Origin of the sequence: Nonlabens marinus S1-08 (assembly GCF_000831385.1) — a bacterium.
GTDB lineage: Bacteria > Bacteroidota > Bacteroidia > Flavobacteriales > Flavobacteriaceae > Nonlabens > Nonlabens marinus.
Window position 1 is genome coordinate 2,429,185 of the sequence record NZ_AP014548.1, and the last position, 15,180, is coordinate 2,444,364.

Sequence of the window (15,180 nt, forward strand, 5' to 3'; positions counted from 1 at the left end):
CGATGTTGTTAGTTCAGATCTATTCAAACCGCAGCTGTAGATTGATTAGAAACAATCTGACCACCTTTAAGTCTGAGAATTTGCTGCGTGCGCGCTGCAAGATCCAGATCATGAGATATGATCACCAGTGTCGTTCCAGCATCTTGATTGAGATCAAACAATAATTGGATGACCTTTTCACCAGTTTCCTCGTCCAGATTTCCCGTGGGTTCATCTGCAAACAATATAGAAGGTCTATTGGAAAATGCTCTTGCGAGTGCCACCCGTTGTTGCTCCCCACCAGATAGTTGTGACGGGTAATGATCTACTCGATCGCGCAGACCTACTTTCTCAAGAAGTTCTTTTGCCCTACTGATAGCTTTTTTATCGCCTTGCAGTTCTAAAGGGACGCTCACATTTTCTAAGGCAGTGAGTGTAGGAAGCAATTGAAAGTTTTGAAATATAAAACCTACTTCTCGATTGCGTAATTCGGCACGCTGGTCTTCATTTAAGGTACTTAGATCATGACCACATAAATCTACAGTTCCAGCGTTAGGCTCATCCAATCCTGCACACAAACCCAATAAGGTCGTTTTTCCACTACCCGAAGGCCCGACGATGGAGAAGGTTTGTCCTTTTTCCACTTCAAAAGTGACGTTTTTTAAAACGGTAAGTTGTTTGGAACCGCTGGTATAGGTCTTTTCCAACCCGCTAATCTTTAATATCTTTGACATTCAATTTTCTTCTAAATAACGCTATTGTACATGCTCAAGTCTAAAACTATACAAACCCTTTTAAACAAAGGCATTTCAGTACGTTGGAACTTCATAAACTTTTGTTATATCATGGTCGCAGTGGCCCTGATTTCTTGCAAAAACAATCCAGAAACTCCATCGACGGCGGTTGAAAGCGGTACTTATACAACTGAAAATGAGAACTCTACGGCATCAAGCAATGCCACCATCCTATTTTTTGGAGATAGTATAACTGCGGGTTATGGACTTGATGATACAAATGATGCTTTTCCAGGAATTATTCAGACAAAGATTGATTCTTTAGGGTGGAATTATGAAGTAGTCAACTCTGGTCTAAGTGGGGAAACAACAGCTGGCGGTAGAAGCAGAATTGAATGGATTCTCAATCAGGAAATCGATGTGTTCGTATTAGAATTAGGCGCTAACGATGGACTTCGCGGTGTGCCCTTATCAGAAACTAGAGGTAATTTACAAGCCATCATAGACGCTGTAAAAACCAAAAGCCCGCAGACAAAAATCGTTTTAGCCGGAATGCAATTACCACCTAATATGGGACAAGCTTATACGAATGAATTCAAATCTATTTTCATCGAACTTGCTGAACAAAATGACATAGCATTGATTCCTTTTATCTTAGAGAACGTTGGTGGTATCGCTTCACTGAATCAAGCAGATGGAATTCATCCCAACGTTGAAGGACACAAGATTGTGGCAGAGAATGTTTGGGACGTTTTGAAAGATGTGATTGAGCCAGAGTCTTAGAAAAACTAACTTCTCCTATAGCTATAAATGGAAGGGTTTGTTCGCTTTCGCGAAAGCGAACTCATACCAAGTTTCATTGCACTTTCCAGATCTAGGCTAAAACTTCAAATCATTCCGGTAATTTATTTAACGGATTACAAAATTTCTGAAATAGCGATTAAGCAAATAAAAAAGCTCCTGATCAACCTCAGGAGCTTAAGAATTAAATTTGAAGATTTAAACGCATTACCAGATCTTAATACGTTCTTCTTCAGTTTTGTAATTAGCTTGTCCTTCCTTCACATCAAAGGCTTCATAGAATGGAGTAAAATTCATTAATGGGCCATTGACTCTCCAGGTAGGCGGTGAATGAGGATCTGTAGTCACATAGTTTCTTAAAAATTCATCACGCATTTTCACTCGCCAGATGCGGGCTATAGAAAGGAAGAAGCGCTGGTCTGGAGTATAACCGCCTATTTTCTCATTGCCTTTACCTTGATCTGTTAATTGGAATGCATCATAGGCAATGGAGATGCCACCATTATCCGCTGTGTTTTCTCCTACCGTCAAGGCTCCGTTCAGGTGAACATCATCTAGAACCGTAAACTGACTGTACTGATCGATGATTTGTTGAGTTTTTGCTTGAAACTTAGTATAATCCTCAGCGGTCCACCAGTTAGAAACATTTCCATCCTTGTCAAACTGAGCGCCTTGATCATCAAAGGCATGAGTAAATTCGTGACCTATAACCATTCCGATACCACCATAATTCACAGCATCATCTGCATATAAATCAAAATAAGGCGCTTGTAAAATTCCTGCGGGAAACACGATTTCGTTTGCGGAAGGGTTGTAATAAGCCGTCACAGTAGAAGGCGTGGTGTACCACTCGTCCCTGTTGGGTTCCTTGCCTAGTTTTGCTAGTTCATAATTAAATTCATCCTGACGCAGTGCTACCACATTCTCAAAAAATGAATTGCGATCAATGTTTGCATCATAAGTTCTCCAAACATCTGGATATCCAATTTTTTTATTGATCGCATACAATTTATCCACCGCTTTAACTTTAGTGCTATCGCTCATCCACTCTAGATTGTTGATGCGTTTCTCCAGCGTTTTCTGAAAATTATTCACTAGATCCAGCGCTCTTTCTTTGGCTTCTTCTTTAAAGTAACGTTTAACATAAAGCTGTCCCAGAGCAAACCCTAATTGCTGATCCACCCGCCTGGTCATCAATTTTGACCTAGATTGCTGCTCTGATTGACCAGAGAGAACCTTAGAATAAGCAAATGTCGCGTCTTGAAAAGGTTGGCTTAGTAAGTCGGCATGAGCATTTAGAGAGTTCGCTTTTAAATACAATTTCCAATCGTTCAATGGAACGCTGGCGAGCATGCTATTTAATTTTTTGTAATACCCTGGCTGCTCCACATCTATCATCTCAGCTTCTGCTCCTAGATTCTTCAGTAAACTATTCCAACCTATGTTCTTTTGGGTGTTTTGAAGTTGATCTACTGATGTTAAGTTATAATTCTCTTTCACATTACGGCGTTCCACGCGAGTCTTGTGTGATGAAGCCAATTGCTTTTCTATGTTGTAAACTGTTTCCGCTTTCGCGAAAGCGTTATCCATACCAGCCAATTCAAACAAACGAGCTACATATTCTTTATAAGCTTTTTGAATAGCAGCCACCGATGCATCCTCCGCAAAATAATAATCTCGATCAGGCAATCCCAGACCCGTTTGTGAAACGTGTAGGATATTCATTTTGCTATTCTCTTGATCTGGTGAAACGTATGGATTCACAATAGAATAATCTCCTGATTTGACTTGTTGCGCCACAAAGCCCATCATGGAAGGAACATCAGTAATCGTGTCAATCCTTTTTAAAATAGGTTGCACAGGCTTCATTCCTCGCTCATTGATTTTTACCGTATCCATTCCTGATGCATAGAAATCACCTACTTGTTGCTCCACACTACCTTTAACAGACTCTTTTTTAGAAACGTTTTCTAGTATTTCTCTTAACAATTCCTGCTGCGGTATGTTTAAAAATCTATAAGCACCTACTCCTACTTGGTCGTCTGCAATAGGTGTATTCTCATACCAGGTTTTATTAACGTGATCGTAAAAATTATCTCCAGGGGCAATAGAATCAGTAATGCCATCAAATACAACCGTCCTATCTTTTACAGGAACAGGCATAGGGTCTGTAGAAGTATCGCTTTTACAAGAGGTCGCTAAAAGCGCCAAAATACCTAGGTATACAAGGTTTTTCATAAGTGAACAGGGTTTGATCAAATATACTAATAAGACCTTTGCTTAGATCAATTCTTAATCATGCTAATCTCTATAAGCGACATAGTACCATATGGTTCCATCCTGCGCAGGAATTCTTTCTATGACGTATAATATGTGCTGTGCCGCCAAAATTTCACCACTCATATAATAGGCTTCAGGATCACTATCAGGATGCTCGTATAAGCTGCTATTCTTAACTAGAACAGCATCTCCTATTCCTTTACAATTCGGGTTCTAATAATCCTGTTGATAGGCAACTTTTAGCCAAATTTCATAGGTTTCTGCATCCTGTTCTATGTCCATAACTATGACAGGTTGATCTTTGACCAAAACATCACTCTTCATTGTGGCAGTCTGACCGTTGACCATAGGCGACTCATAGATCTTGACCGTTTTTGTAGGGTAGATGACATTATCTGGTAATGGATAGCCTTCAGCATCTTTGTTCTTGTTAAAAATCTCCACTTCGATCACCTTTTCGCCATCAACTATTACGGGAACATAGCCGGTAGCGTCCATAAAAGAAGCTATGCGTTCTCTCGCTTCATCATAATGAATTGCATCTTCTTCAAATTCTATAAGGTAATCGGTGTATATGTTGAGCGTATTTGCCTCCACGGCATCTGCCCATGCGGCATCATCATTGACGATCTCTTGCGCAAGGTCGTCACTTGTATCTTCTACTGCATCAGAATCAAACATCCACACCAGTAAAAACGGAAGTATAATTGCCGCAGCAGCTCCAATGATGTAAGCCTTCCACGGTTTTTTTCTCGTATAAACGCGCTTAATCTTCTTCTTTCTAGTAGGAATAGCTGCTGCACCAGGTTCTCCACTCTTGGCAGCTTCTTTTTCAAATTGAACTCTCAAATCGTCTACCAGTCGCTGCGCGCCAACATCAAAACCTAGCGTGAAATCAATAAATTGAGTTCGTACCATTCTAAGTGGAACGTTACATTCTTCGATCTTGATGGGCACCACAGGAATGTTAGAATGTTTTGCAAATGCGATTTCATCCTTAACGTTTTCAGAAGCTACTGAGGTACATGACAACACCAATATCATCGCATCTGCTTTTTTGATCTGTGCCTCTAGAACATCGTCCCAGCCTTGACCTACTGGGATTTGCTCATCAAACCATATCTCAAAATCTTGTTTGCGCAGTACATCAACGAGGTGCCTGACATATTCCTTATCTGCTCTGGAATAACTTATAAATAATCGTTTCATAGGATTGGTATTTAGTGGTTAGCTTAAGAATGTTCTTTTCAGAAAACGGACAAATTCATCGTCGGTAGTTTGTTTCAAGGTCGTGTATGCGAGATAGGCATTCGTGTGCATCGATATTTTCTCTCGGACTCCAGCATCAGCTGCTGCGATGGCATACTGTTCCTTAGCCGCCTCAAAATCTGCGAGATACATGCTTGATTCAGCAATAGTGGCTGCTTTCCAAATGCTATCAAAAGGATCTTGTTGAGCTAGCTTTCGCGAAAGCGTGGCATATTTCTGCATCATGCTTCGATATTCCTCATGTATCAGGCTGAGGAATGCGAGATTGATCGCCAAAAAATATTGCTGATCGTTGTTGTTTTCTGCTACGGCCATATCATATGCTTTTTTGTAGAGCTTAAAACTCAAGTCCCCATCAGCATCTTTCATTGTTTGTAAATACCGTCGTTTTACTCTACCCGCTAGCAAACCAAACAGATGAAGGCTTTCACTCTCTTCCACCTTATTTTCGGCTAATTCAATGGCGTCATCTAGACGGTCTAATCCTTCTAATGCAAATAATAAGTTGCGAACTCCTTTAGCTCCTAATTCCATTCGATCTGGCCATAATTCTCTAACCACGGCATCATAATTACCTAGAAGTAAATTGATTTCCTCTTTATTGGTGTATTGAATTGCAAATTGACTATCCGTCAATGTCTTTATAATCAATTGATATCCATCATGATGGGTGTCTTCTGGCTGTACCATGGAAAAGTGATCTCCCTCTATAAGTATGTCGTTTGATGGATCAAACACTCCGAAAGCCGTATCTATAGTAATGGTAGCGTCTTGCGTACCTATAGCATTAGCTAACTTGAAAGGCATCCGTTCTTCGAAGGCTTGACTCCAGTCTTGCCTTAACTTCGTTATCAAAGAACCTTGACGATCGTAATCAGATGCTCTTTTCTCTATAGAATTGTTAGAATTAATTTGCAAGCCTTTATGAGGTGTTCCCATAAATATGACATGACTTATTCTTTCCCGCTCTTCAGGACTCATTTCTAAGATGGCCTGCTGTACTGCTAACCCTCCTAAACTATGACCTATTAAAGCTACTCGTTTGTAGTTTTCAAATTTGTAACGAAAACTTGAAACAATATTATCAGCTAGTTTTTGTAAGTCTAGTGGGCTCGCCCATATGTCATGTCCCATCTCTGGCGTAAAATTCTCTGAGAAGCCTATGGGAAATAAATCCCAACCATCCATTTGAGAATCTTGAGCTAATAATTTAGGAATCACCCCAAAAGATTCATGTGCCTGACCTGAAAACCCATGTATAAATAATGCTGCATTGACACCATGATTTTCTCTGAAGCTGGTCACAATTTCGGCATCTGTTTCTTTACTCATGCTGGGCACTGCGTTTAAATCGGCTACTTGAGTTATAGGTTCATTCTTATTGGTATTTTTGCTTAGAATAAAGTCGTCATACATTTGAAGCGTTACAAACGGTCGCTGTATGCTCTTGATCTCAGGAACTTTACGCATGATGTGATTGATGACATCAGTCATTCGCACATACTCTTCATTAAAATCATCCCGATGAGTCCCTTGTAAAACTTCCAGCAAACATTTTGTAAATAAACTATGAGGGGCATCTTTAGGGATGATCCAGGAAAGCTCTTCAGCACGGCAGGATGATAAAATAGACATACCACGTCCATCGTCGATCTTGTGCATCATATCTTCTGGGTTCTTCAATCGCTCCTTTAAAGTAGACTTACTTATATCTGGACCAGCTTTAGTCATGCCTTCAGCATGGCAGCAATCGAGCATTAATATTAACCGTCTTGTTTGAAGCTTTTGTAACTTTTCTTTAAGCTCTGTCGCAAGCAGCCAGGTCGTACGGTAATTCTTAGGATCAAAGTCATTAGGCACCCAGTAGTAATGCGATTGATTTTCATGGTCCGACTTCAAGTTCTTTCCTCCCTGTTCTAGCTCAATAATGTCATTATCGCTATAGGTTCCTCCATGACCGGAGTAAAACAATATTACAGAGGCATTTTCATCTACTTTGTCAATTAAGTCGTCAAAGGCATTGAGGATTCTATCACGAGTAGCTTGCTCTTCCGTTAGTAAGTGTATGTTTTCTTTTTTATAACCTGCTATCTCAGGGTTTGACAATAGCGCTGCAATGGCAGCAGCGTCCCGCACACTGGCTGGTAAATCTGCTCCTACTCCTATAAGTAGTGCATAGGCATTTTCTAAGCTGGACATAATTTCATGAATTAAATGGCGTCGTGCAATCGTTGTAACACTGCTACCTGGTGATGATTAATACTAAGTGGAGCACTATCAACAGCAGTGAGCAAAGCCGCCATTTTTTCATTTTTAGTTTGTGAAAACACCTGTTGTTGAGCCAACTGGGAAGAGATCGTTTGAAGTTTCTTTCCTTTGATGGAAATCGAATTTTCTACAGCTAATTCGAGTAAGGTAGACTCGATGGATTTTTTAATTGCTACTAATTGTTCATATGGTCTGGCGGTTATAGAAGTACCATGGATCCCATTAAATGACTTGGCTTGAGGGCTAGAACTCTCAAGGTCGAAAACCTCTTGAGCTTCTGCTAAAGCAGATTCAAAGTTCAAGGAAAGGCCACTAGAATTAGCCGTAATGGAGCCTAGTCTACTAAAGGAGCGCGATATGGATTTCCTGAATAGCAAAATAATGATTATAAGGCTTGCAGGCCAGATGATAGCATCAATGAGCGCAATAAATTCTTGAACAGTCATAGGTTCGATTTTAGTTAGTGCCAGTAATTCATGATTCTTTTAAATTCAGGGGTTTTGTTTAAATCTGCAAAATGAGGGTCATTTTGGAAGGTTGCTGGGGTATATATATTTCCAGCGGCAATGGATTTACCTAGTAATTCTAGAGCTTTTTGATCATAACCTGCAGCAGCATGAAATCTTGCAAGGTGGTATTCAGTTGCGCCATAATCGTATGCTTTCCTACCTGATTCTATGGCGTTCAAATACTTCATCACGTTTTTCTCGTTGCCTACTTTAAATTGTAGAATGGCATTATAAGAGAGTAGCCAGGCGTTTTCGGGATTTTTTTCTAACAATTGCTGTGCGAGCAACAGGGCATCGGTTATTTCACCAGAAAAGTAAAGTGCCTCCAGACTCGATGTATTGATATCATTTGTAAGTGTTTGCAAAGTTTTAGAGAAGTTCGCTTTCGCGAAAGCGGTATTCCCCATCAACAATGCCTCCTTACCCGCATATAAATGATATTCGGCCAATTGATCTGGATTCCTTGTAATGACTTTGATTGCTAGAAGTTTCTTTATTTCATCAGGTTTATTACTCCTTACATAAGCTGCGATCAAGGGCTTTGTTATCAAATATGAGCCGTCTAATCGTACCACTAAAGGCCGCAAAGAATCGATTACAGACTGGTAGGAGCCTAATTCAATTTCTGCCAAAGCATGAACATAATAGCGTATCACGCAGGCGGAACATTCTTTTAAATCTACTCCCTGCATAGAGATCATTTGAAACACGGGCGCCACATCAATAGGTCTATTTACATATTGCTGCGCTACGGTCATTGTAGTACTATTAGTGGTCAAATCTCGAGGTGCATAACGATATTCTTTAAGCAACGTCTCATAAATACGATCGTTATTTCCTGCCATGAGCGCCTCATAGTGCTCTAATAAATTGTTTTGCCGTTTATTGTCATAAGCGGTGAGTTGTACAGTTTGACGCAGGGAATCTGCCATCTCAAATTCGCCTTTACCATAGTAATAGGCAACACGCATGACCTGGGGTTCAAAATAATTAGGGTCCTCTTCTATAGCTTTATTCAATAATTCCAGATACCTCTCTGGGTTATCTGTATTTATTTTTGCTTCTAGAAAATACTGATACGCTTTGAATCTGGGTGGTGTCTTTTGAAGATTGAGCATGGGGTCTTTGTCCTCCAGAAACAGATAGCTCATTATCAATTGTTTAGCATTCTCTACACATTCTAGTGGATTATCACCATCACAATATTGAGGTTGGAAAGACATTAAAATTTCTGAGGTGACCCCATCAATCACTGCACTGTGCAAAACCAACTGGTCGTCATCTAGGTAATAGCTTCCTGTAACTATTTTGCTAGGCTTGATGTACTGATTTAATATTTCTTGCTCATTGATGTCGCTTTGCAGTCCAAAGTCCTTAGAGTACTGCATAATCGTTTCGGCGGAAATGACTTGACCAATTTCTTTTTCATTTATTCCTTGAATAATCCAGTCGGCTGCCATTTTACCAACTACGTCAAACTCTTCCAACGAAGTGTTGTTACCGAATTTGAGAACCGCAATTCTATCGCCGTCTCGAATCAGGGAGTTTGCATCGACCAGTTCAGTAGATACTAAATCTTTTCCAGTTGCACCTTGGAAGAAATTAGCCTTAGTTATAATAACAGCAGTAAATGCACAAAAAACGGCGAAAATGGAAACCGTAGAAAAATACATTTTTTTAAAGGAAGCAATGGACAGCGCTTTCTCTGGAGATTTTTTAGGGTCGACATCTGTATCAATCCTGAATTGATAGATGTAATAGAGATAAAAAGGAAAACCAAGAACCAATATCAAAATAAGAATGGTAACTGACTTTTTAGGCAAACCTATAGGTTCCCATACTACAGCAAGCACTTGGAGCAGTACCCAAGTGGAAACCAGATAGATGGAAATCAGCTTGTGCACGTCCTTATTTTGACACTCCTTTATGAAGGATTTTACTGTCATAGTTGGTTAGGATCACTTAATAAACTGAAATTTAATGATTTATGATAAATAATTACTAACTTAACCATGAAATTAATATGAACTTAAATCCACTATCATGAGCGATTCTAAAAAGCCAGTAAATGAGGGAACTTCTAAACCAAGTCCCACCATCAAACCAAAAGGCGGAGAGACTTCAAAGCCAGGTGTGAGTATCAATCCTAAACAAGGCACCTCAAAGCCAGGTGTGAGTATCAACCCGAAATAGTTTTTCAAACTTGAAAACTGGACACAAAAAAACCCATCGAATCTCGATGGGTTTTGAATTTCAATTCCTAATACCTTGCGGTATCTAGAAACTTAGGTTACTGCGATAAAGTCTAATTATAGAACTTTTACGTTTACAGCGTTCAATCCTTTGTTTCCTTCTTTAAGATCAAAAGATACTTCATCGCCTTCGCGAATTTCGTCGATCAATCCTGAGATATGTACGAAGTGGTCCTTATCAACACCTTCTTCAGTGATGAATCCGAAACCTTTAGTTTCATTGAAAAATTTTACTGTTCCTGTACTCATTGTAATGTATTTAAAATAATTTATGATGCAAATATCATCTTATTATTGAAACTAATAGCCAATTATGCATTAAAGTTTCAATAAAAAGTTTTTGATAATCAACAACTTACTGTTTAAAGCACTTAAACAGCGCTAATTAAAATTGCAGTTTCTTAAAAACTGTCATACATGTACCCTCAAAATGTCTCTATATTTTAAAAGTGAGAGGTTTTGATTAGCTTTAGACACCCATAATTAAATACCAACCATGGCACAATTGCGCAAGGAAGATTTGTCTCAAGAAGTATTTGACCTATACGACGATTACGCACACAATAAAATTGACCGCAGGGTTTTTATAGAGCGACTATCTGTATTTGCTGTAGGAGCTGTCACTTTACCTTCTTTATTAAGTTTTATCACACCTGATTATACCGATAAGATCATTGCTGAAGATGACAATCGATTCCAAAGTGAATGGATAACTTACGAATCTCCTAAAGGCGGCGGTACCATTCGAGGACTGCTTTCCAGACCTTCAAACACTGGTAAACATCCTGGTATCGTTGTGGTTCATGAAAATCGAGGGCTGAATCCTTATGTGGAAGATGTAGGCCGTCAAGGTGCCATTGATGGATTCATTACCCTAGCGCCAGATGCATTGACCCCTCTAGGTGGTTATCCTGGAAACGATGATGAAGGCCGAAAAATGCAAAGTAAAAGAGACCGTCTTGAAATGCTGGAGGATTTTATTGCAGCTTATAATTACTTGAAAAATCATCCAGATTGTAATGGTAAAGTTGGCGTGGTGGGATTCTGTTTTGGTGGTTGGGTAGCTAACATGATGGCGGTGCAATTACCTGGTTTAGGTGCTGCGGTTCCCTTTTATGGCCGTCAACCAGAAGATGATCAGGCGGCGGAAATTGAAGCACCGCTCCTATTGCAATACGCAGGACTAGACGAGCGTGTGAATTCCGGTTATCCTGCGTTCGATAAAGTGTTAGAAGCTAACAATATAGAGCACACTGCGCATTTTTATGATGGTGTGAATCATGGGTTTCACAATTACTCTACTCCCAGGTACGATCAACCAGCGGCAGAGCTCGCCTGGAGTCGTACCATAGATTTCTTCACAAAACACTTGAGCACTTAATTAACTAAAGATTTGAAATAAGTTCGCTTTCGCGAAAGCGAACTTCACATACATATCTCAACTAACAATCAATAAATTAAAAATAAAACCAATGAAAAAAACCACTTTATTATTATCCTCTTTGCTGCTGTCAGGCAGCATGCTATTTGCGCAAACGGAAGATCCCGTCGTTGATGCGATAGTAAAAGAAGGAACCGAAAACTCTCAACTAGAAAGTCTAGCCCATGAATTGATGGATGTGGTGGGACCTAGATTGGTAGGCTCACCACAAATGAAAGCGGCTGGCGACTGGGCGGTAGCAAAATATAAAGACTGGGGTATCAATGCCGAAATTGAAAACTATGGCGAATGGCGTGGTTGGGAACGTGGTATCACACACATAGACATGCTAGCCCCTCGAGTGCAAAGTTTACAAGGAATGCAACTGGCATGGAGTCCTAGCACTTCTAAAAAAGGAGTGCGTGGCGAGGTAGTTACTTTACCAACCGTCAAAAATGCTGGCGAATTCCAAAACTGGCTCAAAACAATTGAAGGAAAAATTATTTTAACTTCTATGCCGCAGCCTACAGGACGTCCAGATGAAAACTGGGAAGAGTTTGCAACTCCAGAATCCTTTACTAAAATGAAGGAAGATCGAGACGAACGGTCTAAGGAATTCCGCGATAATTTTGGGAATATGGGCATCAATTCTAGAGAACTTGATAAAGTATTGGAAGATGCTGGCGCTGCCGCGATCGTCTCTTCTAACTGGTCCAGAGGTTTTGGTGTGAACAAGATTTTTAGCGCTGGGACTAAAAAGATTCCAGAGATTGATCTAGAATTAGAAGATTATGGAATGTTATACCGCCTAGCGGAATCAGGTCATAAACCAGAAGTTCACATAGTTTCAGAGTCTAAGGAATTAGGTAAAGTTCCTACTTTCAACACGATAGCTACAATTCCTGGAACAGAAAAGCCTGAAGAATATGTTGTTCTTTCAGCACACTTCGACTCTTGGGACGGTGGTACAGGAGCTACAGATAACGGTACAGGTTCCATCACAATGATGGAAGCCGCCCGATTGCTCAAAAAGCATTACCCTAATCCAAAGCGTACCATCATCATCGGCCTATGGGGTAGCGAGGAACAAGGATTGAATGGATCTAGAGCTTATGTAGAAGATCATCCAGAGATCGTAGAAAACGTACAAGCAGTTTTCAATCAAGATAATGGAACAGGTCGTGTGGTGAATCTATCAGGCGGCGGATTCCTAAGATCTTACGATTATTTAAGCAGCTGGTTAAATGCAGTACCTGAAGATATTACGAAACACATTGAAACCAGTTTCCCTGGAGCGCCTGCTCGTGGTGGCTCTGATTATGCTTCTTTCCAGGCGGCTGGGGCGCCAGCATTTAGTTTGAGCTCCATCAGTTGGGATTATTGGAATTATACCTGGCATACGAATCGCGATACCTATGATAAAATCGTTTTTGACGATGTACGCAACAATGCGATCTTGACTGCAATTTTGGCTTACAAAGCCAGTGAAGATCCAGAAACAGCTTCCAGAGAAAAAGCAGTACTAGGTGTCGATCGCAGAACAGGTGAGCCTAGAGAATGGCCTACTCCACGCTCCCCTACTCGTTTAGGAGGTATGGATTAAATACATAACCGATAAATAGAAAGCCCTGAAGCATGACGCTTCAGGGCTTTTTTGTTTCATCAAATATGGGGTCACCTAAAACACATCCTATGTGAGTTGAATTGAGTGGAAACCAACTTGAATACTAAAGTTTGCTTTTGCTTTTTAAACAAATAAAAGCACCAATGCCAAGACCAATCCTGCGCCGGCAAAATACATTCCCTTCTTAAAGATAGGCGTGGAAGGTAAAAACATCCAAAACGCAGACACTACAAAAAACAAAAGACTAACACCGAAGAAAATATTTAAGTAGTACAATGGGTCGCCAGTCTCTGATTTATGAAAGTTTTGCATTTTGCCCAAAACATACGGCGTCTCTGTCTTTGTATAACTTGCTGCCCCAGTTTCTTTGTTATAAGAACCATTTTTAAATTCAATTAAAGATGCTGTTTCAGATGTAGCTTTAAATCTCTTTATCTTAAGTTGTTGCCCTACCTCTTCTGCACTAAGATTGGTTTCTAAGTTTTTTTCAACAACTACCTTGTTTTTAAATACATCAGTGTCCCTAAATATTAAAGTGATACCACTAATGGCATAAACTGCCATGATGCCTGCCAGGAAAAAACCTAGATAACGGTGGTACATTCTCGCTTTATTGGAAGTTTTTCTACTCATAATTTATTTGGAATATTTCTAAATAGCAAAACTACAATAGAGATCTAAAACTAGAAAGCAAACTCAATTTATTTTCCAATAACCGGAACAAATATGAGTGTGGTCATATTCTTTCATACCTACGACAAATGAAATGAATCTACTTATTCAGCTCTTGAGCTAAAGGAAAGATTCCGTGCATAACGGTTTACTGGTTGATTATTTCGCTTTCGCGAAAGCGAGATAAGCAGGAGAGCCATTAACTAGGTCGTTTCCTTGCAATTATATCATCAGCTGTTCTTTTCCTGCTGTTGATGAAATAGACACCAGTAAGCAGCAACAAGGCCGCGATGCCAGTTTGAAGGCTCAGCTCCTCTCCCAAAAAATACCAGCCTAATAAAATGGCAATGACTGGATTTACAAAGCTTGATGTAGATACCTTTTCAGGTGACACATTCTTGAGCAAATAGTTGAAGGATGTAAATGCAGCAATACTCCCAAAAAGGGTCAAACAAATCAAAGAAACCTGTGTTTGCGTTTGCCAGTCCAGCGGAGACTTCCAGGATTCTCCGAATAACAAACTCGCAACCACCAGAATCAGGGCTGCGGAAGCCATTTGATACGCAGTGGTTACAAAGAAATTGGATGGTAAGTCTGCTTTGGCAACAAATAAACTACCGCTACACCAGGCGATCAAACATGTAAAAATCATGAGAATACCTATGACCATTCCTTCTTTAGCTATGATATCATTTTGACTTACCAGCACATACATTCCTATCAACCCTAATGTTACTCCTACCATGGATTTCCATTGTAACCTTTTACGCTGTATGATGCGCATCATGAGTAATATGATTAAAGGTTGTAATGCAGCTAACAAAGACGCAAATCCCGAGTCTACCCATTTCAGCGACCATACAAAAACACCGTTACCATAGGCAAGAAATAGAAATCCCGCTAGAACGCAATTGAATAATTGCTTGCGTGTAATCGCTAGGCTGTATCCCAAAACTTTAGAGATCGCAAAAATAATCGCACTGGCTGATGAGAATCGTATGGAGGCTAGGAAGAAGGGCGGTAGTTCTTGAACCGCCATTTTATTCCACAAGTAGGTGCTGCCCCAGAATACATAAACGCAAAAGAACGCAATGATTAATAACCAAGTATTACGGGAAAACTTCATTCAATACAAATCTGAAAAGCCAGATCACCGACTTTAATAAGCCTGCAATACTACTACTTTTATAGCTCTTGATCTGAAGCGTTATATCGAATTAATCGATGCTCATATTGACGTCTAATCGGACTACGGGACAACTAAATAGTGAGATTTAAAGTTTATCTAAGGGACTAGTTGAATGAATTGACAAGTCTATAAGGCTTGATCTAATTAGGTTGTGAGTTCGCTTTCGCGAAAGCGAAATTATCC

The 15,180-nt window shown here is 39.9% G+C and carries 13 protein-coding genes; 4 read left to right on the forward strand and 9 right to left on the reverse strand.

All coding sequences use genetic code 11. From position 1 onward, the window contains the following. Nucleotides 1–23: 23 nt before the first annotated feature. Complete coding sequence (locus NMS_RS11160) at nucleotides 24–713, reverse strand: ABC transporter ATP-binding protein (RefSeq protein ID WP_041496828.1); 690 nt, start codon at nucleotides 711–713, stop codon at nucleotides 24–26. A 30-nt stretch (nucleotides 714–743) separates the two neighbouring features. On the opposite strand from NMS_RS11160, the gene NMS_RS11165 reads away from it, so the two are divergent. Further along, a complete protein-coding gene (locus NMS_RS11165) occupies nucleotides 744–1,496 on the forward strand; it encodes an arylesterase (protein ID WP_041496829.1) in 753 nt (250 codons plus the stop codon). Nucleotides 1,497–1,721: 225 nt separating this feature from the next. Here the strand turns inward: NMS_RS11165 and NMS_RS11170 are convergent, their stop codons facing one another. The 5 genes from NMS_RS11170 to NMS_RS11190 all read right to left on the reverse strand — a co-directional run bounded on the left by NMS_RS11170 (nucleotide 1,722) and on the right by NMS_RS11190 (nucleotide 9,786). Next, nucleotides 1,722–3,752, reverse strand: a complete 2,031-nt coding sequence (locus NMS_RS11170; RefSeq protein WP_041496831.1) for a M13 family metallopeptidase — start codon at nucleotides 3,750–3,752, stop codon at nucleotides 1,722–1,724. A gap of 255 nt (nucleotides 3,753–4,007) precedes the next feature. Continuing rightward, nucleotides 4,008–5,003: a toll/interleukin-1 receptor domain-containing protein gene (locus NMS_RS11175; protein ID WP_041496832.1), complete on the reverse strand. Its 996-nt coding sequence runs from the start codon at nucleotides 5,001–5,003 to the stop codon at nucleotides 4,008–4,010. Between the two features lie 18 nt (nucleotides 5,004–5,021). Then, on the reverse strand, nucleotides 5,022–7,262 hold the full coding sequence (locus NMS_RS11180; RefSeq protein ID WP_041496834.1) for a caspase family protein: 2,241 nt from the start codon (nucleotides 7,260–7,262) through the stop codon (nucleotides 5,022–5,024). Nucleotides 7,263–7,273: 11 nt separating this feature from the next. Further along, a complete protein-coding gene (locus NMS_RS11185) occupies nucleotides 7,274–7,777 on the reverse strand; it encodes a hypothetical protein (RefSeq protein ID WP_041496835.1) in 504 nt (167 codons plus the stop codon). A 14-nt stretch (nucleotides 7,778–7,791) separates the two neighbouring features. After that, nucleotides 7,792–9,786 carry a tetratricopeptide repeat protein gene (locus NMS_RS11190; protein ID WP_041496836.1) on the reverse strand — a complete coding sequence of 665 codons (1,995 nt, stop codon included), beginning with the start codon at nucleotides 9,784–9,786 and terminating at the stop codon, nucleotides 7,792–7,794. A 97-nt stretch (nucleotides 9,787–9,883) separates the two neighbouring features. Here NMS_RS11190 and NMS_RS13940 point away from each other — a divergent pair, with 97 nt between their 5' ends. Beyond that, the gene (locus NMS_RS13940; protein ID WP_158449005.1) at nucleotides 9,884–10,033 is read left to right on the forward strand and encodes a hypothetical protein; all 150 of its coding nucleotides are present in this window, start codon (nucleotides 9,884–9,886) and stop codon (nucleotides 10,031–10,033) included. Between the two features lie 116 nt (nucleotides 10,034–10,149). On the opposite strand, the gene NMS_RS11195 is transcribed toward NMS_RS13940, so the two are convergent. Further along, the gene (locus NMS_RS11195; protein ID WP_041496837.1) at nucleotides 10,150–10,341 is read right to left on the reverse strand and encodes a cold-shock protein; all 192 of its coding nucleotides are present in this window, start codon (nucleotides 10,339–10,341) and stop codon (nucleotides 10,150–10,152) included. A gap of 247 nt (nucleotides 10,342–10,588) precedes the next feature. On the opposite strand from NMS_RS11195, the gene NMS_RS11200 reads away from it, so the two are divergent. Next, nucleotides 10,589–11,473, forward strand: coding sequence for a dienelactone hydrolase family protein (locus NMS_RS11200; protein WP_041496838.1), 885 nt, complete (start codon nucleotides 10,589–10,591; stop codon nucleotides 11,471–11,473). A 91-nt stretch (nucleotides 11,474–11,564) separates the two neighbouring features. Next, the gene (locus tag NMS_RS11205) at nucleotides 11,565–13,115 is read left to right on the forward strand and encodes a M20/M25/M40 family metallo-hydrolase (protein ID WP_041496840.1); all 1,551 of its coding nucleotides are present in this window, start codon (nucleotides 11,565–11,567) and stop codon (nucleotides 13,113–13,115) included. A gap of 144 nt (nucleotides 13,116–13,259) precedes the next feature. Here NMS_RS11205 and NMS_RS11210 read toward each other — a convergent pair whose 3' ends face one another. Together NMS_RS11210 and NMS_RS11215 are read right to left on the reverse strand one after the other, a co-directional pair. After that, nucleotides 13,260–13,769: a PepSY domain-containing protein gene (locus NMS_RS11210; RefSeq protein WP_041496841.1), complete on the reverse strand. Its 510-nt coding sequence runs from the start codon at nucleotides 13,767–13,769 to the stop codon at nucleotides 13,260–13,262. Nucleotides 13,770–14,007: 238 nt separating this feature from the next. Next, a complete protein-coding gene (locus tag NMS_RS11215; protein WP_041496842.1) occupies nucleotides 14,008–14,934 on the reverse strand; it encodes an EamA family transporter in 927 nt (308 codons plus the stop codon). Nucleotides 14,935–15,180: the final 246 nt, after the last annotated feature.

Bases quoted from the DNA above. Each gene is read 5' to 3' on its own strand.
- NMS_RS11160 (WP_041496828.1), bottom strand. From the start codon at position 713: ATGTCAAAGATATTAAAGATTAGCGGGTTGGAAAAGACCTATACCAGC.
- NMS_RS11165 (WP_041496829.1), top strand. From the start codon at position 744: ATGCTCAAGTCTAAAACTATACAAACCCTTTTAAACAAAGGCATTTCA.
- NMS_RS11170 (WP_041496831.1), bottom strand. From the start codon at position 3,752: ATGAAAAACCTTGTATACCTAGGTATTTTGGCGCTTTTAGCGACCTCT.
- NMS_RS11175 (WP_041496832.1), bottom strand. From the start codon at position 5,003: ATGAAACGATTATTTATAAGTTATTCCAGAGCAGATAAGGAATATGTC.
- NMS_RS11180 (WP_041496834.1), bottom strand. From the start codon at position 7,262: ATGTCCAGCTTAGAAAATGCCTATGCACTACTTATAGGAGTAGGAGCA.
- NMS_RS11185 (WP_041496835.1), bottom strand. From the start codon at position 7,777: ATGACTGTTCAAGAATTTATTGCGCTCATTGATGCTATCATCTGGCCT.
- NMS_RS11190 (WP_041496836.1), bottom strand. From the start codon at position 9,786: ATGACAGTAAAATCCTTCATAAAGGAGTGTCAAAATAAGGACGTGCAC.
- NMS_RS13940 (WP_158449005.1), top strand. From the start codon at position 9,884: ATGAGCGATTCTAAAAAGCCAGTAAATGAGGGAACTTCTAAACCAAGT.
- NMS_RS11195 (WP_041496837.1), bottom strand. From the start codon at position 10,341: ATGAGTACAGGAACAGTAAAATTTTTCAATGAAACTAAAGGTTTCGGA.
- NMS_RS11200 (WP_041496838.1), top strand. From the start codon at position 10,589: ATGGCACAATTGCGCAAGGAAGATTTGTCTCAAGAAGTATTTGACCTA.
- NMS_RS11205 (WP_041496840.1), top strand. From the start codon at position 11,565: ATGAAAAAAACCACTTTATTATTATCCTCTTTGCTGCTGTCAGGCAGC.
- NMS_RS11210 (WP_041496841.1), bottom strand. From the start codon at position 13,769: ATGAGTAGAAAAACTTCCAATAAAGCGAGAATGTACCACCGTTATCTA.
- NMS_RS11215 (WP_041496842.1), bottom strand. From the start codon at position 14,934: ATGAAGTTTTCCCGTAATACTTGGTTATTAATCATTGCGTTCTTTTGC.